General features: G+C 74.8%; 22 protein-coding genes. 8 read left to right on the top strand and 14 right to left on the bottom strand.

Features of this window, described 5'->3' with window-relative positions; all coding sequences use genetic code 11:
- Nucleotides 1-19 precede the first annotated feature (19 nt).
- Nucleotides 20-478, bottom strand: coding sequence for a MarR family winged helix-turn-helix transcriptional regulator (locus ACA514_RS19840; protein WP_375042664.1), 459 nt, complete (start codon nt 476-478; stop codon nt 20-22).
- A gap of 157 nt (nt 479-635) precedes the next feature.
- Here ACA514_RS19840 and ACA514_RS19835 point away from each other — a divergent pair, with 157 nt between their 5' ends.
- The gene (locus tag ACA514_RS19835; RefSeq protein WP_375042663.1) at nt 636-1544 is read left to right on the top strand and encodes an oxygenase MpaB family protein; all 909 of its coding nucleotides are present in this window, start codon (nt 636-638) and stop codon (nt 1542-1544) included.
- 30 nt (nt 1545-1574) lie between these two features.
- On the opposite strand, the gene ACA514_RS19830 is transcribed toward ACA514_RS19835, so the two are convergent.
- From ACA514_RS19830 to ACA514_RS19815, 4 genes are read right to left on the bottom strand one after another with little or no spacing between them, the layout of a single operon-like run.
- The gene (locus tag ACA514_RS19830; protein ID WP_375042876.1) at nt 1575-2474 is read right to left on the bottom strand and encodes a RecB family exonuclease; all 900 of its coding nucleotides are present in this window, start codon (nt 2472-2474) and stop codon (nt 1575-1577) included.
- 37 nt (nt 2475-2511) lie between these two features.
- Entirely contained in the window at nt 2512-3222 is a 711-nt protein-coding gene (locus tag ACA514_RS19825; RefSeq protein ID WP_375042662.1) for an MBL fold metallo-hydrolase, read from the bottom strand.
- A 10-nt stretch (nt 3223-3232) separates the two neighbouring features.
- On the bottom strand, nt 3233-4120 hold the full coding sequence (locus ACA514_RS19820) for a PHP domain-containing protein (RefSeq protein ID WP_375042661.1): 888 nt from the start codon (nt 4118-4120) through the stop codon (nt 3233-3235).
- A gap of 37 nt (nt 4121-4157) precedes the next feature.
- The gene (locus tag ACA514_RS19815) at nt 4158-4805 is read right to left on the bottom strand and encodes a DUF6758 family protein (RefSeq protein ID WP_375042660.1); all 648 of its coding nucleotides are present in this window, start codon (nt 4803-4805) and stop codon (nt 4158-4160) included.
- 83 nt (nt 4806-4888) lie between these two features.
- On the opposite strand from ACA514_RS19815, the gene ACA514_RS19810 reads away from it, so the two are divergent.
- Complete coding sequence (locus ACA514_RS19810; protein ID WP_375042659.1) at nt 4889-5284, top strand: NUDIX hydrolase; 396 nt, start codon at nt 4889-4891, stop codon at nt 5282-5284.
- Here the strand turns inward: ACA514_RS19810 and ACA514_RS19805 are convergent.
- Both ACA514_RS19805 and ACA514_RS19800 read right to left on the bottom strand, forming a co-directional pair.
- Entirely contained in the window at nt 5270-6694 is a 1425-nt protein-coding gene (locus ACA514_RS19805) for a lysostaphin resistance A-like protein (RefSeq protein ID WP_375042658.1), read from the bottom strand. The genes ACA514_RS19810 and ACA514_RS19805 overlap by 15 nt on opposite strands.
- A 51-nt stretch (nt 6695-6745) precedes the next feature.
- Nucleotides 6746-7690: an HpcH/HpaI aldolase/citrate lyase family protein gene (locus ACA514_RS19800; protein WP_375042657.1), complete on the bottom strand. Its 945-nt coding sequence runs from the start codon at nt 7688-7690 to the stop codon at nt 6746-6748.
- A gap of 38 nt (nt 7691-7728) precedes the next feature.
- Between ACA514_RS19800 and ACA514_RS19795 the strand changes: the two genes are divergently transcribed.
- The gene (locus tag ACA514_RS19795) at nt 7729-8235 is read left to right on the top strand and encodes a hypothetical protein (protein WP_375042656.1); all 507 of its coding nucleotides are present in this window, start codon (nt 7729-7731) and stop codon (nt 8233-8235) included.
- 15 nt (nt 8236-8250) lie between these two features.
- Here the strand turns inward: ACA514_RS19795 and ACA514_RS19790 are convergent, their stop codons facing one another.
- The 3 genes from ACA514_RS19790 to ACA514_RS19780 all read right to left on the bottom strand — a co-directional run bounded on the left by ACA514_RS19790 (nt 8251) and on the right by ACA514_RS19780 (nt 12096).
- Nucleotides 8251-9138: an RNA polymerase sigma-70 factor gene (locus ACA514_RS19790; protein ID WP_375042655.1), complete on the bottom strand. Its 888-nt coding sequence runs from the start codon at nt 9136-9138 to the stop codon at nt 8251-8253.
- Nucleotides 9139-9278: 140 nt separating this feature from the next.
- A complete protein-coding gene (locus ACA514_RS19785) occupies nt 9279-9779 on the bottom strand; it encodes an inorganic diphosphatase (RefSeq protein ID WP_344269104.1) in 501 nt (166 codons plus the stop codon).
- A 43-nt stretch (nt 9780-9822) separates the two neighbouring features.
- Complete coding sequence (locus ACA514_RS19780; protein ID WP_375042654.1) at nt 9823-12096, bottom strand: SpoIIE family protein phosphatase; 2274 nt, start codon at nt 12094-12096, stop codon at nt 9823-9825.
- A gap of 219 nt (nt 12097-12315) precedes the next feature.
- On the opposite strand from ACA514_RS19780, the gene ACA514_RS19775 reads away from it, so the two are divergent.
- Nucleotides 12316-13326, top strand: a complete 1011-nt coding sequence (locus ACA514_RS19775; RefSeq protein ID WP_375042653.1) for a DUF5954 family protein — start codon at nt 12316-12318, stop codon at nt 13324-13326.
- Here the strand turns inward: ACA514_RS19775 and ACA514_RS19770 are convergent.
- Both ACA514_RS19770 and ACA514_RS19765 read right to left on the bottom strand, forming a co-directional pair.
- Nucleotides 13321-14772 (bottom strand): MFS transporter, encoded by a 1452-nt coding sequence (locus ACA514_RS19770; protein WP_375042652.1) that lies wholly within the window; start codon nt 14770-14772, stop codon nt 13321-13323. The genes ACA514_RS19775 and ACA514_RS19770 overlap by 6 nt on opposite strands.
- 7 nt (nt 14773-14779) lie before the next feature.
- Nucleotides 14780-14929, bottom strand: a complete 150-nt coding sequence (locus tag ACA514_RS19765) for a hypothetical protein (RefSeq protein ID WP_375042651.1) — start codon at nt 14927-14929, stop codon at nt 14780-14782.
- Between the two features lie 76 nt (nt 14930-15005).
- Between ACA514_RS19765 and ACA514_RS19760 the strand changes: the two genes are divergently transcribed.
- Both ACA514_RS19760 and ACA514_RS19755 read left to right on the top strand, forming a co-directional pair.
- On the top strand, nt 15006-15614 hold the full coding sequence (locus ACA514_RS19760) for a TetR/AcrR family transcriptional regulator (RefSeq protein ID WP_375042650.1): 609 nt from the start codon (nt 15006-15008) through the stop codon (nt 15612-15614).
- Nucleotides 15615-15758: 144 nt separating this feature from the next.
- Entirely contained in the window at nt 15759-16592 is an 834-nt protein-coding gene (locus ACA514_RS19755) for an SAM-dependent methyltransferase (RefSeq protein ID WP_375042649.1), read from the top strand.
- Here the strand turns inward: ACA514_RS19755 and ACA514_RS19750 are convergent.
- Nucleotides 16589-17599: an acyl-CoA dehydrogenase family protein gene (locus ACA514_RS19750; protein ID WP_375042648.1), complete on the bottom strand. Its 1011-nt coding sequence runs from the start codon at nt 17597-17599 to the stop codon at nt 16589-16591. The two genes, ACA514_RS19755 and ACA514_RS19750, sit on opposite strands and share 4 nt — an antisense overlap.
- On the bottom strand, nt 17596-18765 hold the full coding sequence (locus ACA514_RS19745; RefSeq protein ID WP_375042647.1) for an acyl-CoA dehydrogenase family protein: 1170 nt from the start codon (nt 18763-18765) through the stop codon (nt 17596-17598). The genes ACA514_RS19750 and ACA514_RS19745 overlap by 4 nt, the downstream gene beginning before the upstream one ends.
- Nucleotides 18766-18959: 194 nt before the next feature.
- Here ACA514_RS19745 and ACA514_RS19740 point away from each other — a divergent pair, with 194 nt between their 5' ends.
- Together ACA514_RS19740 and ACA514_RS19735 are read left to right on the top strand one after the other, a co-directional pair.
- Nucleotides 18960-20090: an acyl-CoA dehydrogenase family protein gene (locus ACA514_RS19740; protein WP_375042646.1), complete on the top strand. Its 1131-nt coding sequence runs from the start codon at nt 18960-18962 to the stop codon at nt 20088-20090.
- Nucleotides 20087-20989: an acyl-CoA dehydrogenase family protein gene (locus ACA514_RS19735; RefSeq protein ID WP_375042645.1), complete on the top strand. Its 903-nt coding sequence runs from the start codon at nt 20087-20089 to the stop codon at nt 20987-20989. Before ACA514_RS19740 ends, ACA514_RS19735 begins: the two co-directional genes overlap by 4 nt.
- Nucleotides 20990-21025: the final 36 nt, after the last annotated feature.

The following is a 21025-nucleotide window of genomic DNA, read 5'->3' as shown; positions in this document are numbered from 1 at the left end:
TCATGAGCCTGGGCCGCGGTCACCGGTCCGACCCCCCTCGGGCGTGGCTTTCGAGCTCCGCCAGATGCTGCAGCGCCGGAAGGGCCGCCGCCAGGGCCTCGACCTCGTCACCGGGGAGTTCGTCGATCAGCCGCGCGTACGCGTCGACGCCCGCCTGGCGCCGCGTCCGGACGTACGACGCGCCGGCCTCGGTCAGGCACACCAGCGTGACCCGCCTGTCGGACGGATCGCCCTTCCGCTCGACCAGCCCGGATTCCTCCATCACCCGGACCAGGACGGTCATCGCGGGCTGGGTGACGCCCTCGGCCACCGCCAGATCGGTGATCCGTCGCGGGCCGGTCTTGTCCAGGGTGGCCAAGGTGGCGGCGGACGTCAGGCTCATGTCGCGGGGAAGGCGTCTCACGGCCCTGGTGGCCAGGCCGTAGAGGGCCGACCCGATGGCTTCGGAAGCGCCGTGCGCGGCGCCTTGGCGACTCACGCCCGAAGCATAGCAGTTTTATATGAATCCTTTATGTATCTACCGATCGGACTGCGTCACCTCGAACGGGACGCGACACCGGGGGCCGGTGCCGAGCCCGATGCCGAGTAATGAGACACTTACATCAGTTTGTCGCACGACTTCTGGTGAGGTGTGAATGTCCGCGACCGTCCAGCCCCCCGAGAGCGTGACCTGGCGCGTCCACATCGACCGGTCCATGTGGGTCGGCGGGGTGCGCAGCCTCATGCTGCAGGCCCTGCACCCCATGGCCATGTGGGGCGTCTGGCAGAACTCCAACTTCCAGGAGGACCCGTTCGGCCGCCTCCAGCGCACCGCCGACTTCGTCGGCGTCGCCACGTTCGGCACGCACGACGAGATCGACGCGCTGGCCAAGAAGGTGCGCGACATCCATCGCAGCCTGCGGATCCTCAACCACGACACCGGAAAGAAGGAGCGCCTCGACCAGCCCGAGCTGCTGCGGTGGGTGCACTGCGCCGAGGTCTACTCCTACCTCCAGGTCGCGCGCCGCGCCGGGCTGCCCCTCACCGACGCCATGGCCGACCGGTACCTGGACGAGCAGCGCCACACCGCCACCTACGTCGGCCTGCACGCCGAGGACGTCCCCGGCAGCGTCGCCGAGATGGAGGAGTACCTGGCGAGCATGCGCCCGCACCTGCGCGTCACGGAGGAGGCGGCGGCCACCGTCAGGTTCCTGATGTGGCCGACGATGCCGGAGAACCTGAAGTTCCTCGCGCCCGGAAAGCCGGGCTACTTCCCGTTCGGGGCGCTCTGCTACTACACGCTGCCCGACTGGGCCCGCAAGATGTACGGGGCGCTGCCGGAGGTCCCGCAGCCGGCCGTCACCGCCGCGCTGCGCTCGTTCCGCCTCGCGATGAACTCGGTGCCGGAGAAGCTGCACGACTACGCGTTCGCCAAGCCCACCCGCGACATGCTCGAACGCGCCCGCCAGAGCCTCGCCGCCGAGGGCTACGACACCGCCAAGGGCCTCTACGGCCTCCGCGACCCCCGGCGCTGGCCGTCCCGCCGCGCCCTCAGCCCCGCCTGACCGGCCGCGGTTCCCGCCCCGACCACGCGATCAGGACAGGGCGGCCCAGGGGTCTTTCTTCGGGGCGGCTTCGCGGCCTTCGGGGCAGTGGCGGGCGAAGTCGCACCAGGCGCACAGCCGGCCGGGACGCGGCGGGAACAGCTCGTCGAACGGGGCGTGGTCGACCGGCGGTGCGGTGTCGCGGTTCGGTGCGGCGTCGCGGCCTCGCGCGGTGACGCGGGTGCGGGACTCGCCTCGGCGCGGGGCCGGGACGCGGGCGCGGTAGGCGTCGTCGGCGGCGGACGCCTCCGCCGCGATCCCCTCCGCGCGCCGGATGTGCCGCTGCAGCGACTCGTCGGTGTGCTCCCAGACCGCGACCTCGCCGGACGGCAGGTGGTGCAGCTCGACGCGGTGGCAGGGGCGGCGCAGTACCCGGGACGCGGCGACCGCGTAGATCGCCAGGGCGAGCGAGCCGCGCGCGTCGTCGGTGGTCAGGACGTGCCGGCCCGTCTTGTAGTCCACCACGACGAGCTCGGAGCCGCGGGCGTCGAGCCGGTCGATGCGGCCGGACAGGGCGATGCGCTCGGTGCGCGCCGCGACGGTGCGCTCGACGCCGATCGGCTCGTCGGACGGGTCGAGGCCCGCCGCGTACCGCTCGGTCATCTCGCGGGCGCGCTCGCGCCACTCCGCGGACTGCGCCTCGTCCCGGAACCCGTCGGTCAGCCAGCCGCGCACCAGCAGGGTGCCGGCGGCCTCCGGGGTCCGCTCGGCGGGCGGCAGCCGCCACCAGCCGGCGAGCGCGTTGTGCACGCTCGCGCCGACGCTGTTGTGCGCCCACGGCGGGCCCTTCGGCGGCATCGGACGGTCCAGGTAGGTCATCCGGTACCGGCGCGGGCAGTCCAGCCAGGTGTTCAGCCGGGACGGCGTGCACGCGTACAGCCGCTGGGGCATCCCGTCGAACCCCAGCTGCTCGGCCCCGGCCACCGGATCAGTCGTCGTCCTGCTCGCGGGCGAGCGAGCCCCACGTCTCCCAGCGGGCGTCCTCTTCGCCGGCCGTGGTCTCGCCGCCCTGCCCGGGCAGGATCCGCAGGTCCTTCGGGAGCGGGGTGAGCAGCGCGCCGATCGAGTTCAGCTGCTTGCCGAGCTCGTCGTACACGCCGCCGATCGAGCCGGGGCGGCCGCGGTGCAGGGTGTCGCCGGAGAACAGCACGCCGAGCTGCTCGCTGATCACGCTGACGCTGCCGGGCGTGTGGCCGGGGGTGTGCAGCACCTCCAGCTGGGCCTCGGCGATCTCGAAGATGCCGCCGTCCTCCAGCCAGATGTCGGGTTCGAGGGAGCGCAGCGCCTTGGCGTCGTCCTCGTCCTCCTCCTCGCGGGCGAGGCGGCCGAAGTAGTCCCGCCACAGCACCCGGTCGCCGCGGTGCAGCGCGATCGGGGCCCAGTTCTCCTCGTCCTCCTCGCCGGCGGCGGCCACCTCGAGCACCACCTCGAGGCGGTGCTCGTAGCCGTCGGTGAGCAGTACGGCCATGACCTCGCGTTCGCCGACCCCCTTGAGGATGGCGTCGGCGTCGAAGGCCGGGTCGATCACGATGACCTCGTCGTCGTCGCCGACGATGTAGGTGTTGCTCTCGACGTCGTACTCGGTGTCGTCGAGGGTGATCTTCCCCGACGTCGTCACCTGTTCGATGCGCGCGTCCACGCCTGGCACCCTACCGTGCTTCGGGGCCGGCTCCGGGCCGCATCGCACCGGTCCCCCCGATGGGGGCGACGGCGCCGGACGCCGCGGCGGCGAGCGCCGCGAACGCGCCGGGCGCGGTGGTCTCGGCGCCGAGCCGGTCGCCGGTCAGGGCGCCGTGGTCGTCGCTGGAGCCGGTGGCGGCCAGGCCGAGGTCGCGGGCCAGCGCGCGGAGCGCGGCGCGCTCGCCGGCGTCCTGGTCGGGGTGGTCGACCTCGATCCCGGCGAGCCCGGCGCCGGCCAGTGCCGCGATGACCTCGTCGGAGAAGACGTAGCCGCCGCGCCGGGTGCGCGGGTGCGCGAGCACGCACGCCCCGCCCGCCGCCCGGACGAGCCGGATCGCGCGTTCGGGGTCGAGCGCGTACCGGTCGGCGTGCGCGCGGCCGCCCTCGGCGATCCAGTCGGCGGTGAACGCCTCGTCGGGGGTCGCCACGACGCCCGCCTCGATCATGGCGCGGGCGATGTGCGGCCGTCCGACGGCCTCGCCGCGCGCCAGTTCGCGGACCCGCTCCCAGGTCACGTCCGCGCCCAGTTCCCGCAGCTTGTCCACCATCGTCCGCGCCCTGATGACGCGGTCGTCGCGGATCCGGGCCAATTCGGCGGCGAGGACGGGCTCGGACGGGTCGAACAGGTACCCGAGCATGTGCAGGCTGCGCCCGCCGTGCTTGCACGACAGCTCCACGCCGGGGACGAGCGTCAGCCCGTCCGGCAGCGCGGCGGCCGCCTCGCCCCAGCCGGCGACGGTGTCGTGGTCGGTCAGCGCGAGGACGTCCACGCCGTTCGCGCGGGCGCGCCGGACGACCTCGGCGGGCGGCCGCGTCCCGTCGGAGACGTCGCTGTGGCAGTGCAGGTCGATCCGCATGCGCCTCTTTCTAACAGGCGCCTCCGGCGGGCGCCGGTCATTCCTCCAGCCGGGGGCTGTGGGCGCCGTAGGGCAGGTCCAGGTCCATGCCGGGTTCGCGCAGGTCGAGGAGGTTCTGGCGTTCCAGCATCAGCACTCCGGCCTCGGCGGGCCACAGCACCGCCCAGAGCCAGTCGCCCATCGCCTCGCCGACGTAGACGGCGCGGTCCGCCCTGGTGCCGACGGCCCACATCGGGACCGAGTGGCCGCAGGTCGCGGCGGGGCCGCTCACGTCGATCTTGGCGTCCGGCGGGCTGCCGTCGAACACCTCGCCGGGGTCTCCGCCGTCCAGCCCGGCGTAGTGGCCGCCGAGGCCGATGCCGGGCTGCTCGGCGATCAGCACCAGGTCGGCCGGGCCGCTGAGCAGCCCCGGCCCGGACAGGGCGACGGCCGCCGCGCGGGCGCCCGAACGCTCGTCGCCGACGGTCGCGAACCCGGTGAGGAGCCAGGCCGGCGGAAGGGGCCAGGGCGTCCAGACCGGGACCCTCGCGTCCCGGAGCACGGCGGCCAGCCCTTCCGGACCGGGGCGATGGGACGGCTGGCGGGGCAGTACGGCACCGTGCACGCCGCAGCTCCAGTCGCTCGACCAGAGGCCCGGCGCGCTCAGCGGACCCGCGCATCGCGGGCATGTGGGCTCCGCCCTCATGATTACCCACCCTGCGCGCCGGTTCCCCGCGCCGTCAAGTTCCCCGAGGTAGCGGACCGGGCAAGGGGCGACAAAATGGTGTCATGAGAGTGCGGTGCGTCGGCGGGATCGTCCGGGACGGCGCGGGACGGCTGCTGCTGGTGAGGCGCGGCAGGCCGCCGGGCGCCGGCCTGTGGTCGGTGCCGGGCGGGCGGGTCGAGCCGGGCGAGGACGACGCCGCCGCGGTCGCCCGGGAGCTGAAAGAGGAGACGGGCCTGGACGTGGCGGTGGGCGCGCTCGCCGGATCGGTCGACCGGCCCGGGCCCGGAGGCGTCGTCTACGAGATCCACGACTACGCGGCGGAGGCGGTCGGCGGTGCTCTGCGCGCCGGGGACGACGCCGCCGACGTCCGCTGGGTCACCGCCGCCGAGCTGCGGGAACTCCCGCTGACGGAGGGGCTGGTCGAGGCGCTGGAGTCGTGGGGGCTACTCGGCCCGTGAGACGAACTCGGGCTCGGCGGCGTACACGGGCGCGTCGACGCCCCCGGCACCGTCCACCGCCTCGTCCGGGGCGTCGTCCGGGCCGGAGGTGACGGTCTGGATCCGCTTGCGCCGCGCCAGCCAGACGACGGCCGCCGCGTACAGCAGCATCGGCACGATGTCGGCGACGACGTACTGCCACGGCACGCCGCCTTGGTCGATGTCGAGCTGCCCGACCGCGGCCGGGCCGAGGAACGCCAGCAGGTTGTTGAACACGTGCAGGGCGATGCCCGACTCCAGCCCGCCCGTCCGCGTCGCGAGCCAGGCCGCGACGGCGCCGAAGACGAAGATGTCGAGGATGCCCCAGCCGGTGTAGCCGTGCAGGGACGTGAACGCGGCGGAGCCGATCACGATCCCGGGCCACGGGGTGCGGAACACGGCGCTGAGGGCGCGCCCGACCCGTCCGGTGCGGTTCTGCAGCGTGCAGGCGCCGACGGCCTGCAGCAGCCAGCCGCGGAAGACGACCTCCTCCGCCGACGACTGCAGCGGCACCAGCAGGACGATCACGATGGCGGCGGGGACGAACCGGCCCCAGCCGACCCAGTGCTCGCCGCCCGAGGAGGTGTCGTCCACGAACGCGCTCGCGATGATCGACGACGCGTACGACACGGCGCAGAACGCCAGCGCCAGCCCGCAGCAGGTCAGCAGCCAGCGCCCGCGCACCCGGCCGGCGACCGACATCAGGGTGCCGGGCCCGCGCCGCTGCAGCAGCCACGCGGCCAGCAGCGCCATCGGCAGGAAGACCGCGATCGTGGCGAGGTTGAACGCCAGGTCGGCGGTCGAGTTCCCGAAGACCGTGTCCGCGTCGGAGCCGGAGATGTCGGGCGCGCCGCCGGTCACCACGACCCGGATGACGATCCCCACGATCATCATCGCGATCGCGAGCGCCATGCCGGCGACGACGATCGCGACGGTCCCGGTGAGCGGCCGCCACCAGCGGTGCAGCGGCGTGCGCGCCATCCGGTGGAACGGGGTGCCGGGCGGCGGCCCGACCGTCCACGGCCCCTTGGGGGGCGGCGGACCGTACCCCGTGAAACCCTGCGGCGCATAGGGGCCGTAAGGCGGCGGCCCGTAGGCCGGCTGGTGGGGCGCGGCGTACTGGCCCTGGTAGGGCGGGGCGCCGTTATAGGGCGGCTGCATCGGGGCGGGCGGTGGCTGTTGAGCGCCCTGGCCTGCGGGCCACGTCCAGCCCGCGGCGGGCGGCTGCGCCACCGGCGGTTGCGGGACGGGCGGCTGCGGGAAGGGTGCATGCGGCACCGGCCCGGGTGCAGGCGGCAGCGGCTGCTGCGGCGCCGGCGGCGGGGCCGGGGCCCCGCCCGACATGCCGGGGTCGAGCGGAGCCCAGCCCTTCTCGTCCGCTGGTTCCGGCACCTGTTCCCCTCCCGCGACGGCTTCCCCGTGTGGGACGAATGGTATGTCCCGTCAGGTGCCCGGGGGGTCGAAGCGCTTCGTGCGCGTCATCCCGGCGGCGCGTCCCTTGGCCGCGACGACCAGCGCCATCTTCCGGGACGCCTCGTCGATCATCTCGTCGCCGAGGGTGGCGGCGCCGCGTCCCTCGACGGTGATGGAGTGCTCGTAGGCGTCCAGGATCAGCTCGGCGTGGTCGTAGTCGTCCTGCGACGGGGAGAACACGGCGTTCCCGGCCTCGATCTGGGACGGGTGCAGCACCCACTTGCCGTCGAACCCGAGCGCGGCCGACCGCTTCGCGACCCGGGTGAAGGCGTCCACGTCCCGGACGTTGAAGTAGGGGCCGTCGATGGCCTGGAGGTCATTGGCGCGGGCGGCCATCAGGATCCGCATCAGGATGTAGTGGTAGGCGTCGCCCTCGGTGTAGCCGGGCGGCTGCTCCCCCACCACCAGCGTCTTCATGTTGATGGACGCCATCAGGTCGCCGGGCCCGAACACCAGCGACTCCAGGCGCGGCGACGACGCGGCGATCGCGTCGATGTTCACCATCCCCTTGGCGTCCTCGATCTGCGCCTCGATGCCGATGCGGCCGGGCTCGAACCCCATCGCCCGCTCGATCTGGGTGAGGAGCCGGTCCAGCCACTGGACGTGCCCGGCGTCCGACGCCTTCGGCAGCATGACCGCGTCGAGGTTCGCGCCCGCGCCCTCGACGACCTCGATCACGTCCCGGTACGCCCAGTGCGTCTCCAGGTCGTTGATCCGCACCACCCGGACCTTGCCGGTCCAGTCGCCGTCGTTGAGCGCGGCGACGACGGTCTTGCGCGCGCCCTCCTTGGCGGACGGCGCGACGGCGTCCTCCAGGTCCAGGAAGATCTCGTCGGCGGGGAGCCCCTGCGCCTTCTCGATGAACCGGGGATTGCTGCCGGGGACCGCGAGGGTGGTGCGTCGAGACCGCTGCATGACGCGGATGCTATCCGGCGGTGTGAGACGCTTTCCGGGTGGGTGAGCTGAACCGCGCGCTGGTCGACGAGGCGGCGAAGAAGTCGGGACTGCTCTGGCTCGACCTGCCCGGGCTGCCGCAGCCGCGCGCCGCCTGGCACGTCTGGCACGACGGGTCCGCGTACGTGCTGACCGGCGGGGAGGGCGAGCAGCCGCTGCCCGGCCTGCCCGAGGCGGAGCGGGTCACCGTCATCCTGCGCAGCAAGGACAAGGGCGGCCGGCTCGTCGCGTTCACCGCCGACTGCGCGCCGGTCGAGCCGGGCACCGGACTGTGGGACGAGGTCGCGCCGCTGCTGGCCAAGGAGCGGCTGAACGCCCGCACGCACGAGGGGCAGCTGGAGACCTGGGCGGACGAGTCGTGGATCGTCCGGCTGACCCCGTCGGACGCGGTCGACGACCCGGGGCCGGACGCGTACGCGACGGTGCGTCCGGTGCCGACCCCGGCGACGACCGCGGGCCCGCCGCCGCGGATGTTCGGCGGCAGGCGCCGCGGCGCCGACCGCTAGCGGGCGGCCGGGCGGTCACATCTCCAGGGTGCGGCCCTCGGCGATCGCGCGGAGCTTGTCCGGGTTCGCCACCAAGTGGATCTCCTCGACGCGCCCGTCGGCGCCCACGGCGACGGTGATCGCGCTCATCGGGCGGTCCGGGCCGTCCACGACCAGGGCCGGCGCGCCGTTGATCTCGACCCGGCGCATCCGCCACGCGCCGGGGTCGACGCCCTCGTACGGGCGGTCGCGGATGCCGGAGAGGAACCGGCCGACCAGGTCGACGCCGTGCACCAGCTTCTTCGGCGCGCGCACCTTGCCGCCGCCGTCGGTCCACATCGTCACGTCCGGGGCGAGGCTCTCCATGAGCCGGTTGAGGTCGCCCCCGACGACGGCGTCGAGGAACCGCTCGGTCGCGGCGCGGCGCTCGGCGGCGCCCGCCTCGAAGCGGGGGCGGCGGGCCTCGACGTGCTTGCGCGACCGGGTGCCGAGCTGCCGCACCGACGCCTCCGTCCGGTCCAGCGCCCGCGCGATCTCCGCGTACGGGTAGCCGAACACCTCCTTCAGCACGAAGACGGCGCGCTCCAGCGGGCTGAGGGTCTCCAGCACGACCAGCATCGCCATCGACACCGACTCCGACAGCTCCGCGCCCTCCGCGACGTCCGGCGAGGTCAGCATCGGCTCCGGCAGCCAGGGGCCCACATAGGTCTCGCGCTGCACCCGCGCGGACCGCAGCCGGTCCAGCGCCACGTTGGTGGTGATCCGCACGAGGTAGGCCTTGGGGTCCTGGACGTCCGCGCGGTCCGCGGCGGACCAGCGGATCCACGCGTCCTGGACGGCGTCCTCCGCGTCCGCGGCGGTGCCGAGCATCCGGTAGGCGACCGCGAACAGCAGGTTGCGGTGCTCCTCGAAGACATCAGACATGATCGTTCAGCCTCTCACGACCGGGCACGCGGGCCCGCCCTCACCACCGAGGACGGGACGCCCGCCCGGATCGTGACATGCCGGCCCGCGAGACCGTCGCCCCGGGTTCTGTATCGTCCCGGGCCCCGGTCGCCGGGCGGTCAGGGCGAGCTCGCGAGGTGCGCGTCGGCGGCGCGCTCGATCGACTGGCCGATCTCCTGGTCGGCGACGGCGCCGTCCTGCCAGCCGCGCACGTCGGTGTCCTTGCCCGGTTCGAGGTTCTTGTAGATGTCGAAGAAGTGGGCGATCTCGTCCAGGAAGTACTTGGGCACGTCGCACAGCTCGCGGATGGACTCGTAGCGGACGTCCCGCGCCGGCACCGTGAGGATCTTGGCGTCGGGCTCGCCGCCGTCGTGCATCCAGAACACGCCGACGCTGCGGACCGACACCTGGCAGCCGGGGAACGTCGGCTCCTCCAGCAGGACCATCGCGTCCAGCGGATCGCCGTCCTCGGCGAGCGTGTCGGGGATGTAGCCGTAGTCGACCGGGTACTGCGTCGAGGTGAACAGCATCCGGTCCAGGCGGATGCGCCCGAGCCGGTGGTCCATCTCGTATTTGTTGCGGGATCCGCGCGGGATCTCGACGATCATTTCGATTTCCATGGTGTCCTCCCCGCAGGGGCCATACCCGGCGGACCGGGCTCCCCTACTCACCCGTGGCCGGAACGTGCAGGGCGAGAAGGGTCACGTCGTCGGACTGCTCGTATCCGGCGAGCAGCCGCGCGACCAGGTGGTCGACGAGCCGGGCCGGATCGGCGGCCCCGCCCGGCGGCATCTCCGCCGCCGCCGCGACCAGGTCGTCGAGCCCGGTGTCGACGCCGCGCCTGCGGTTCTCCACCAGGCCGTCGGAGTACAGCACGACGGTGTCCCCGCGCGCCAGCGAGAAGCTCGTCTGCTGCCGGTGGCTGGGCCAGCCCAGCGGGGTGCCGGCCTCGACGTCGCTCAGCTCCGGCGGCCTGTCGGCGGGCAGCAGCAGCGGCGGCGGATGCCCGGCGCTGGTGTACAGGCCCTGCCCGGTCGCCGGGTCGATCACCAGGTAGGCGACGGTGGTGAACTGCTCGGCGTCCTCGGTGGCGCTGAACAGCCGGTCCAGGCCGGACAGCACGGCGGCGGGCCGCGGGTCGGTGAGCGCGAGCGCGCGCAGCGCGTTGCGCACCCGGCCCATGATCGCGGCGGCCAGCACGCCCTTGCCCATCACGTCGCCGACGACGACCGCGAGCCGGTTGCCGGGCAGCTTGAACACGTCGTACCAGTCGCCGCCCACCTGCACGTGCCGGGTCACCGGGTCGTAGCGCGCCGCCATCCGCAGCTCCGGGGAGCTCGGCAGGTCGCCCGGCAGCAGGCTGCGCTGCAGCTGCTCGGCGGTGCGGTGCTCGCGCTCGAACAGGATCGCCCGCTCCACCGCCAGCGCGCACTGCCCGGCCAGCGCCTCCAGGAACACCTGCTCGTCCTCGGTGAGGAACCGCGTCCGGGTGAAGGCGAACCGCAGCACCCCGATCGCCGCGCCCGCCGCCAGCAGCGGCAGCGCCACCCACGCCTGCTCGCCGGGGCCGCGCCGCATCTCCTGCGCGGCGGCGTCCTCGCCGAGCAGCCGCCGCAGCTCCGCGGGGTTCTCGGCGACGAACGGGCGGCCCTCGCGCGCCGCCGCCGACATCACGGTCGGGTCGGTGACGGCGACGACGTCCGGCCACACCTGCGCGGCCTCGGGGGCTCGTTCGGGCTCTTCGGCGTCGCCGCCGGAACCGGTGGCGGATCCGGCCGCGGGCGGGGGGTCGGCCGGAGCGACCGGGGCGAGCCGCGCCTTGCCGTCGTCCAGCAGCGCGACCGTGCAGTGGTCGACGCCGACCGCCGACTGCCCGACCTCCACGATGACCCGCACCACCTCGCCGACGGTCAGCGCCTCCGCGAGCATCGAGGTGGCCTGCTGGAGCCGGGCGGTGCGCAGCGCGGCGGCCGACAGCTGGCCGGTGAGCCGGCCGCGCATCTCCTCGGCGTCGCGGCGGCCGGTGACGTCGGTCCCGGCGCAGACCCACTCGATGACCTCGCCGTCCCGCCGGATCGGGACGGCCCGCACCTCGAAGTGCCGGCGCCCGCCGGCCCCGGTGAGGACGCGGCAGTCCACCTCCAGGACGCGCCCGTCGCGCATGCTGTCGCGCCACTCGGCGGCGACGCGGTCGTAGTCCTCCGGGTGCACGGCGGCGAGCCAGCCGCCGCTCGCGTAGTCCTCCGGGGTCTGGCCGGTGACGGCGCGCCAGTGCGGCGCGTCCTCGCCGGCGGAGCCGTCGGCCGCGGTCGTCCACACCACCGGCGTCGTCGCCTCGACCAGCGACCGGTACCGCTCGGTGCGGCGGGTGATGGCCTCCTCCACCGCGCGGCGGACCGTCTCGTCCTGGACGATCAGCGCCGCGCCCAGCGTCGCGCCGCCGGATCCGCGGACCGGCAGGCACGCGCAGACCCAGACCCGCTCGCCGCGCGCGTCCGCGTCCGCACCGCCCGGTCCGGACGGCGCGCCGGGTGCGGAACCGGCCTTGGTTCCGGGCGCGGTGCCGGGTGCGGTGCCGGTCGCGGGCACGGGGCCGCGCACCTCCAGGCCGGTGACCGCGCGGCCGTCGTCCAGGACGCCGCGCAGCGCCGGTTCCAGGGCCGCGGCGAACTCGCCGTCCAGCACCTCGGTGAGCGGCCGGCCGGCCAGGTCGGTGCCGTTGCGGCCGCCCTCCCCGGCGTCGCCGCCGCGCAGCAGCGCGCGCAGGGCCGCGTTGACGCGGCGCAGGCGGAGCCGGGCGTCGAGGAACGCGACGCCGAAGGGCACCTCGGTGACCAGCGCGCCGAACAGCGCCCTGTCGGCCTGAGCGGCGCCGGCCTCGGACGGGCCGGCGTGGGCCGCCTCGGCACCGGCCGTGTCGCGGGCATCCGGGACCATCGCCTCATCCCCCGGTCTCGATCCGGCCCCCAGTCTAGACGGGGCCCCGCCGGATCGGCGGCGGCCGCGCGCGCCGAGTCGGCCGCCGGGAGATATGTCCGGTGAGCTCCGCCTCACCTGTCGGACATAAGCCGCTGACCAGGAGAAGTCGCACGTCAGCGGCCGTCCGGTTCCGCGGAATCCGCTGCGGGCCGCGCCCCGGGTACCGAATATGAGGGCATGACGTTCCCGTTGATGCCGGGGTTCGACCACATCAACCTGGTCGCCTCCCTCGATCCGGTCGCGGCCGTGCGCGACCGCGAGATCGGCGACGCGATCCTGGCCTACCCCAAGCTCCTCCCGGCCGGGTCGCCCGATTTCGGGTACGCGGTGCAGACCGGCGCCGAGTGGCGCATCGGCCGGCTCGGCTCGGCCGACCCGTCCGCCGCCCGGTACGGACTGGCCGCCGACCTGCGCCGGGAGGCGGCGACCGGCGGGCACGCGCCCGGTCGCGCGGACGGATCCGGTCTCGCGGACGCGATGCTCGCGGTGGCCGACCGCCTCGACCCCGAGGAGGGCGAGCAGCTCCCCAAGGACGAGTGGGAGATCGGCGACCGGCGCTACCGGATCATCCGGGTGGAGAAGTACACGCTGCTCGGCGACCGGGTGATGGAGCCGCCCCGGCCGACCGACACGCCCGGCGCCTGCGGCGACGGGACGCTGCGCGGCCACCTGCTGGAGCCGGCGGCGCCGGCCGGGCAGTGGGAGGCGCAGCTGCGGCTGAACCTGGTCGGCCACATGCCGGTGCCGGGCACCGTCCCCGACCTGGTGCAGGCCGAGGCGCGGCACGCGGTGCTGGCGCACCCGGGGGTGGTCCTGCTGCCGCCGACGTTCATCGCGGTCGAGGTCAAGGCGGACGGCTGGGCGCCGCTGACCGGCGGCGACGACCCGGAGCAGACCCGCCGCCGGCTGGCCCGCTACTTCGGCGACCTGCTGCCCCGGCTGCGCGAGTTCCAGGGCGACCCGCCCGCGCCGCAGGAGCTCGCGGAGTGGGAGCGGGCCGCCGAGCAGATCGAGCGGGCGACCGGGCACGCGTTCACCGCGGCGGGGCGCGAGTTCCGCACCGTCCGCATCTCCCGGATGCTGCGCCTCGGCCGCGACGGGCCGGAGGCCCCGCGCCCCTCCGACCAGGAGCGCTACGGCCTGTCCGGCGCCGCCTACGAGGACGAGGAGCAGGAGGAGACCTCATGACGGCCGGGCGGCGCCCGCCCGGCCGGTGACCAGGAACACCGCCGCCGCGACGAGGCACAGCGCGCCCGCCGCGCCGAGGCTCGCGACGTCGAAGCCGTGCACCGCCGCGCGCGCCGCCGCGCCCGGGTGGGCCCGCAGGTAGTGCGCGGCGGCCGTCCCGGCGACGGTGCTGAGCAGGGCGGTGCCGAGCGACGCGCCGATCTGCTGCGACGTCATGACGGTCGCGCCGGCCACGGCGGTGTCGGGGCCGGCGCCGAGCGTGGCGGTGCTGTTGGCGGTGACGAGCACCCAGCCGGTGCCGAGCCCGACCAGCAGGAACACCGGCAGGACGTGCGTCCAGTAGCCGCTGTCGACCCGCACGGTCCCGAGCAGCGCGAGCCCGGCGGCGATCACCAGCAGGCCGGGGGCCAGCAGCGCCCGCACCGGCGCCCGGGCGAGCAGCGGGCTCACCCCCCGCACGCCGATCACCAGCCCGGCCGTGAGCGGCAGGAACGCCACGCCCGCCCGGACCGGCGAGTAGCCGAGCACGTTCTGCAGGTAGAAGGTGAGGAAGAACAGCGCGGCGAACATCCCGACCGACAGGCCGAGGACCGCCAGGTAGGAGCCGCCGCGCCGCCGGTCGAGGACGACCCGCAGCGGCAGCAGCGGCCCGCGCACCTTCGTCTGCGTCCAGACGAACGCCGCCAGCAGGGCCGCTCCGGCCGCCAGGGGTCCGACGGTCGTGGCGGCGCCCCAGCCGTCCGGCTCCGCCCGCGCGAAGCCGAGGACGAGGCCCATCAGCCCGGCGGTGGCGAGCAGCGCCCCGGCTACGTCGACCTTCACGCCCGGCGCGCGCGGCACCGGCCGGACCGCGTAGAGCACCCCGGTCCCGGCGGCGACGGCGATCGGCACGTTCACGAACATGCACCAGCGCCAGTCGAGGTAGTCGGTGAGGACGCCGCCGAGCACGACGCCGAGTCCGGACGAGCTGCCCATCACCGTCCCGTAGATCCCGAACGCCCGGCCGCGCTCGGCCGGGGCGGGGAAGGCCGCGGCGAGCGTCGCCAGCACCGACGGGGTGAGCAGGGCGCCGAAGACGCCCTGGGCGGCGCGCGCGGTGAGCAGCAGGCCGGGGCCGGGGGCCACGCCGCCGAGCGCGGACGCCAGCGCGAAGCCGGTCAGCCCGGCCAGCAGCGCGCGGCGGCGGCCGACCAGGTCCGACAGCCGGCCGCCGAGCAGCAGCAGGCCGCCGTAGCCGAGCGCGTAGACGGTGATCACCCACTGCCGGCCCGGGTCGGACAGGTGCAGGGAGCGCTGCAGCGACGGCAGCGCGATGTTCATGATCGTCATATCGATGCCGATCATGAGCTGGGCGGTGGCGACGGCGGCCAGCGCCCACCACCGCCGCGGGTCGGGCGCGGTCCGTTCCGTGCCGTCCCGCCGCCCGGGAACCGTTTCGGTGCTCATGGCCGCCTCAGCACATTCCGTTGTCGTTCGCGGCGGCCTCGGGGACCGGCCGCGTCACGTCCCAGTGCTGGACGTAGCGGTCGCCGGTGGCGAAGTCCTTGTAGTCGAGCCCGGCCTCGGTGCCGTGCGGAGCCGCGGCTGCGGTGGTGGTGGACATGGTGCGCCCTTCCGTTGACTGAACACTTGTAGCGCTACGACTGTAGCGCAACGGTCGCCGGAATAGAATGCCGGGCATGGGAGCGACGCGGCCCTCGCGCGGGCGGAACCGGCGGGGCGAGGGCGAACGGCTGCGCGAGGAGATCGTGGCGACCGCGCTGCGGCTGCTCGACGAGCTCGGCGACGACGAGGCGCTGTCGCTGCGCGCGGTGGCCCGGGAGGTCGGCATCGCGGCGACGTCGGTCTACCTGCACTTCGCCGACCGGGACGCGCTGGTCCTCGCCGCGATGGAGCGCAGCCACGCCGACCTGGTCCGGGCCGCCGACGAGGCCGAGGCCGAGGCCGGCGACCCGGTGGGCGGGCTGCGCGCGCGCGTGCAGGTCATGGGCACCTGGTCGCACGAGCACCCGGGCCTCTACAAGGTGCTGCACGAGAGCGCGGTCAACCAGCGGTGCGACACCTCGTTCAAGATGGAGCTGGGCAAGCGCATCTCGGCGGCCGTCCAGCGGTGCATGGACGAGGGCCTGGCACCCGCCGACGTCGCGGCGGCCGTCTCGCTCGACCTGCGCGCGGCCGTGCACGGCGCGGTCTCGATGCGCGTCAACGAGCCGAAGCTGCCGTGGGAGCCGCTGGAGCGGCAGGTCGACCGGCTGCTCACCAAGCTCGTCGGCGTCCGGCTTCCCTAGAGGTACGCGCAGGCCTGGAAGGCGGCGGGTGGGCGCGGTGCGGGCGGGGGCGTGTTCGACCGATCTTGGCCAACCGGGGTGGCGGGTGCGGCATCGCGGAAAGACTGGCGGGCGACCGGTCTTCCCCGTCCCGACGGAGGCCCCATGCCCGAGCATCCGGAGATCGACTCGTCCGTCCCGCACTCGGCGCGGATCTGGAACTACTGGCTGGACGGCAAGGAGAACTACCCGATCGACCGGGAGGTCGGCGACGCGTTCGTGCAGATCTTCCCGGGCCAGGTGGACATCGCCCGGCACTCGCGCGCGTTCCTCGGCCGGGCGGTGCGCTTCCTGGCGGGCGAGGCGGGCATCCGGCAGTTCCTCGACATCGGCACGGGACTGCCCACGGTCGACAACACCCACGAGGTCGCGCAGCGCGTCGCGCCCGAGGCCCGGATCGTGTACGTCGACAACGACCCGCTGGTGCTGGCGCACGCCCGCGCGCTGTTGACCTCGACGCCGGAGGGCACCACCTCCTACATCGACGCCGACATCCGCGAGCCCGGCGCGATCATGGCGAAGGCGGCGGAGACGCTCGACTTCGGCGAACCGGTCGCGCTGCTACTGCTCGGGATCCTCGGCCACGTGACCGACGAGGAGGACCCGGAGGCGATCCTCGCGCAACTGGTGAAGGCGCTGGCGCCGGGCAGTTACGTCATCATCAATGACGGCACGAACGTCTTCGGCGGCGAGGACGACGGCGGCGGGCGGCCGGAGGGGCCGGACGAGACGGCCCGCGCCCGCGCGATCGCCCGGTACGTGGAGGCCGGCGGGGTCGCCTACAACCTGCGCCCACCGGAGCGGATCACGGCGTACTTCGACGGCCTGGAGCTGGTGGAGCCCGGCGTGGTCCCGGTGTCGCGGTGGCGGCCCGAGCCGTCGCCGTTCGACGAGCCCGCCGGGGTCGACGCGTTCTGCGGCGTCGCCCGCGTCCCCTAGGCGTCCCCGCCCGTGACGAGGGGCCAGAGGCCGCCGGCGCCCGCGCCGAGGACCAGGCCGCCGAGCCGTTCGCCCCACTCGGCCTCGTTGCCGGACTCGTCGCGCCAGGCCCACAGCCGCGTGGTGGCGTGCCGGAGGCCGTGCTCGTCGGTGAACCCGATCGCGCCGTGGACCTGGTGGGCGAGCCGGCACACGGTCCCGGCGGCCTCGCTCACCGCCGCCTTCGCCGCCGCGACGGCGAGGCCGGTGCCCTCGGCGGCCGCCGCCTGCGCCGCGACCCGCGCCATCAGCGTCTCGCCCGCCATCTCGGCGAGGTGCTGCTGGACGGCCTGGAACTTCGCCAGCGGGCGCCCGAACTGGACGCGTTCGCCCGCGTAGCGCAGCGCGAGGCCGGTCGCGGTCTCCATCGCGCCGGCCATCAGCGCCGTCCGGCCGAGCGCGCCGCGTTCGCGGAACGCCTGCGCGGTCGCCGTCGAGGCGAGCACGTGCGCGGGAGCGGCGTCGCGCAGGTGGACGGTGTCGCGCGGTTCGCCCGCGAGGTTCGCGCCCTCCTCGACCTCGAAGCCGCCGCGCGGGACGTACGCGACGTGGCCGCCGGCCAGTACCGCGATGCCCTCCGCGTGCCGGGCCCACGGGACGCGCGGCAGCGTGCCCGACAGCCGCCACGCGTCGCCGTCCCGCCGGAGCGTCACGTCGGGTCCGGCGAGCGCGGCGGTCAGCGGTCCGGACGGGACGTCGGCGCCGGCATCGGCGAGCAGCCACCCGGCCAGCAGTGCGGTCTCCGCCAGCGGGACGGACGCCGCGTGCCGTCCCAGCGCGAGCAGCACCTCGACCGTGGTGGCGAGGTCGGCTCCGGCGCCGCCGCGCTCCTCCGGAACCGGCAGCAGCGTCACGCCGATCTGTTCCAGCTCGTCCCACAGGCCCGGGTTCCAGGTCCGCTCCGGGTCGGCGTACCGGGCGCACACGGCGTCCACCGTGGACACCAGCGCCTCGACGACGTCGTTCACCGCGCCTCCCCCGTTCCGGCCTGCATTGCCTTGGCGACGACGCCGCGCAGGATCTCGTTCGTCCCGCCGCGCAGCGTGAACCCGGGACCGTGCAGGACGGACTGGGCCAGCAGATGGGCGAGCGGATCGGACGACGCGAGATCGGGTTCGACGCGGGCGAGCAGCCGGACGGTCTCGGTCAGCGCGCCCTCGAACCGGGTGCCGAGGTCCTTGACGACGGCGGCCTCGGTCGCGGGCGCGTCCCCGGCGGCGAGCCGCGCGGCGACCGCGAGGGACATCCGCCGCAGCGCCCACAGCCGCGCGACGACCATCCCGACGCGGGCGCGGTCGGCGGCGTCGGCGCGGCGTTCGGCCAGCCGCCCGACGACGGCCGCGAGCAGCGGGAACGTGCTGAGGATCCGCTCGGGGCCGCTCCGCTCGAACGACAGCTCGCTGGTCACCTGCCGCCAGCCGTCGCCGACCGTGCCGAGCACCCGATTGTCGGGCACGAACACGTCGGTGAGGACGACCTCGTTGAAGTGGTGCTCGCCGGTCAGCAGCCGGATCGGGCGGATTTCCAGGCCGGGCGAGCGCAGGTCGACGATCAGCTGGGTGAGGCCCTCGTGCCGGCTCTCCCCGGCCGGGCCCGTCCGGACCAGCGCGATCATGGCGTCCGCGAGGTGGGCGCCGCTCGTCCACACCTTGGTGCCGTTGACGGTCCAGCCGCCGTCCGCGCGCTCGGCGCGCGTCCGGACGGACGCCAGGTCGGAGCCGGAGTCGGGCTCGGACATGCCGATCGCGAAGGACGTCTCGCCGCGCGCGATGCCGGGCAGGTAGGCGCGGCGCTGCTCCTCGGTGCCGAACTTCAGCAGCGACGGCCCGGACTGCCGGTCGGCGATCCAGTGCGCGGCCACGGGCGCGCCGGCCGCGAGCAGTTCCTCGGTGACGACGAACCGGGCGAGCGACCCGGCCCCGCTCCCGCCGTACTCGCGCGGGAAAGTCATCCCGATCCAGCCGCGCTCGCCGAGCCGGCGGCTGAACGCCGGGTCCCAGCCGGCCAGCCAGTTGTCGGCGTGCGGGGCGATCCGTCCGGCTGCGGTCTCCTCGGCGAGGAAGGCGCGGACATCCCGGCGCAGGTCGTGCAGCTCGGGCGGCGGCACCGCCGCGTCCAGTCTCAGTGCGGGCACGGCACCTTCTTACCGGATGCCGCCAGAACGGGATTCGGCGGCACCGGCCGCGACCGCGTCCCGCTGGACGGGAGGCGATGGCGGGGGCGGTGGACGGCGGCGGCTACTCTACCAAACAGTTGTTAGAAAGAAGCGTGGTCGCCGGGCCCGAGCGGCGCGCCGCGCCGCCGCCGGGGACGACGAGGAGGCACCGCATGGATCTTGAGTTCGGGGCGGCGGACGAGGAGTTCCGCGCCGAGGTGCGCGGCTGGCTGCGCGCGAACGTGCCGGCCGAGCCGCTGCCGTCGCTGGAGACCGAGGAGGGCTTCGCGCTGCACCGGGAGTGGGAGCGCCGGCTCGGCGAGGCGCGGCTCGGCGTCGTGTCGTGGCCGGAGGAGTACGGCGGTCGCGGCGTGTCCCTCCTCCAGTGGCTGGTCTTCGAGGAGGAGTACTACGCGGCGAACGCGCCCGGCCGGGTCAGCCAGAACGGCATCAACCTGCTGGCGCCGACGCTGCTCAAGCACGGCACGCCCGAGCAGCTCGCCCGGATCCTGCCGCCGATGGCCGCCGGCGAGGTGATCTGGGCGCAGGCGTGGTCGGAGCCCGGCGCGGGCAGCGACCTCGCGGCGCTGCGCTCCACCGCGACCCGCACCGACGGCGGCTGGCTGCTCGACGGCCAGAAGACGTGGAGCTCGCGCGCCGCGTTCGCCGACCGGGGCTTCGGCCTGTTCCGCTCCGACCCGGAGTCGTCGCGGCACAAGGGCCTGACGTACCTGATGTTCCCGCTGGACGCCGAGGGCGTGACGGTCCGCCCGATCGGCCGCCTCGACGGCAAGCCCGCGTTCGCCGAACTGTTCCTGGACAGGGTGTTCGTCCCGGACGAGGACGTCATCGGCGCGCCCGGCGACGGCTGGCGCGTCGCGATGAGCACCGCCGGCAACGAGCGCGGCCTCACGCTGCGCAGCCCCGGCCGGTTCACCGCCGCGACCGAGCGGCTCGTCGAGCTGTGGAAGGAGCGCGCCGACCCGTCCGACACGGCGCTGCGCGACCGGGTCGCCGACGCGTGGATCCGGTCCCGCGCGTACCGGCTGAAGGGCTTCGAGACGATCTCGCGCGACGACGACATCGGCGCGGAGTCCAGCCTCAACAAGGTCTTCTGGTCGGAGCTGGACGTGGCGCTGCACGAGACGGCCCTCGACGTGCTCGGCCCGGACGGCGAGCTCGACTCCGACTGGCTGGAGGGCTACGTGTTCTCCCTGGCCGGCCCGATCTACGCGGGCACCAACGAGATCCAGCGCAACGTGATCGCCGAGCGCCTGCTCGGCCTCCCGAGGGGGTCCCGGTGAAGTTCGTTCTCTCCGCCGAGCAGCGGATGTTCGGCGAGACGCTGCGCCGGCTGCTGGCCGACGCCGGCACCGCCAAGGCGATCCGCGCGTGGGCGGCGGGCGACGCCGGGCCGGGCCGGGCCGTGTGGTCGCAGGCCGCCGAGGCGGGCGTGTTCGCGCTGGCCGTCCCGGAGGAGCACGGCGGCATCGGGCCGCTGCCCGTCGAGCTGGCCGTCGCGATGGAGGAGCTGGGCCGCGCCGCCGCGCCCGGCCCGTACGTCGAGACGCTCGCCGCCGCCGAGGTCCTGACCGACGGCGACCTGCTCGCGAAGATCGCCGAGGGTGAGGCGCTGGTGTCGATGGCCGTCCCGCACGCGCTGGACGCCGACGCCGCCGACCTCGTCATCGCCGCCGACGGGTCCGCCGTGCGGCCGGGTGAGCGCGTCGCCTCCCTCGACCCGGCCCGCCGCCTGTTCCGGGTGGACGGCGCGCCGTCCGGCCTCACCGACCTCGGCGTGATGCTGTGCGCCGCGCAGCAGATCGGGCTCGGCCGCGCGCTGCTCGACGTCTCGGTCGAGTACGCCAGGACGCGGCAGCAGTTCGGGCACCCGATCGGCGAGTACCAGGCCGTCAAGCACCACCTCGCCACCGCGATGGTGGAGCTGGAGTTCGCGCGGCCGCTCGTCTACGGCGCGGCGCTGTCGTACGGGACGGCGGACTTCGCGCGGGACGCCTCCGCCGCGAAGGTCGCCGCGTCCGACGCCTCGTACCTCGCCGCGAAGACGGCTCTGCAGGTGCACGCCGCGATCGGCTACACCGACGAATACGACCCGTCGCTGTGGATCCGCAAGGCGCGCGCCCTGCACTCCGCCTGGGGCGCCCCCGCCCACCACCGCGCCCGCGTCGTCGCCGCCCTCTAGCGATCCCTTGCGTTGCGGCGAGTCGTCGCTATGGAG

Origin of the sequence: Actinomadura sp. NTSP31 (assembly GCF_041951385.1) — a bacterium.
In the GTDB taxonomy this organism is placed as follows: Bacteria; Actinomycetota; Actinomycetes; order Streptosporangiales; family Streptosporangiaceae; genus Spirillospora; species Spirillospora napierensis.
This window is presented reverse-complemented; position numbering and strand designations above follow the sequence as displayed.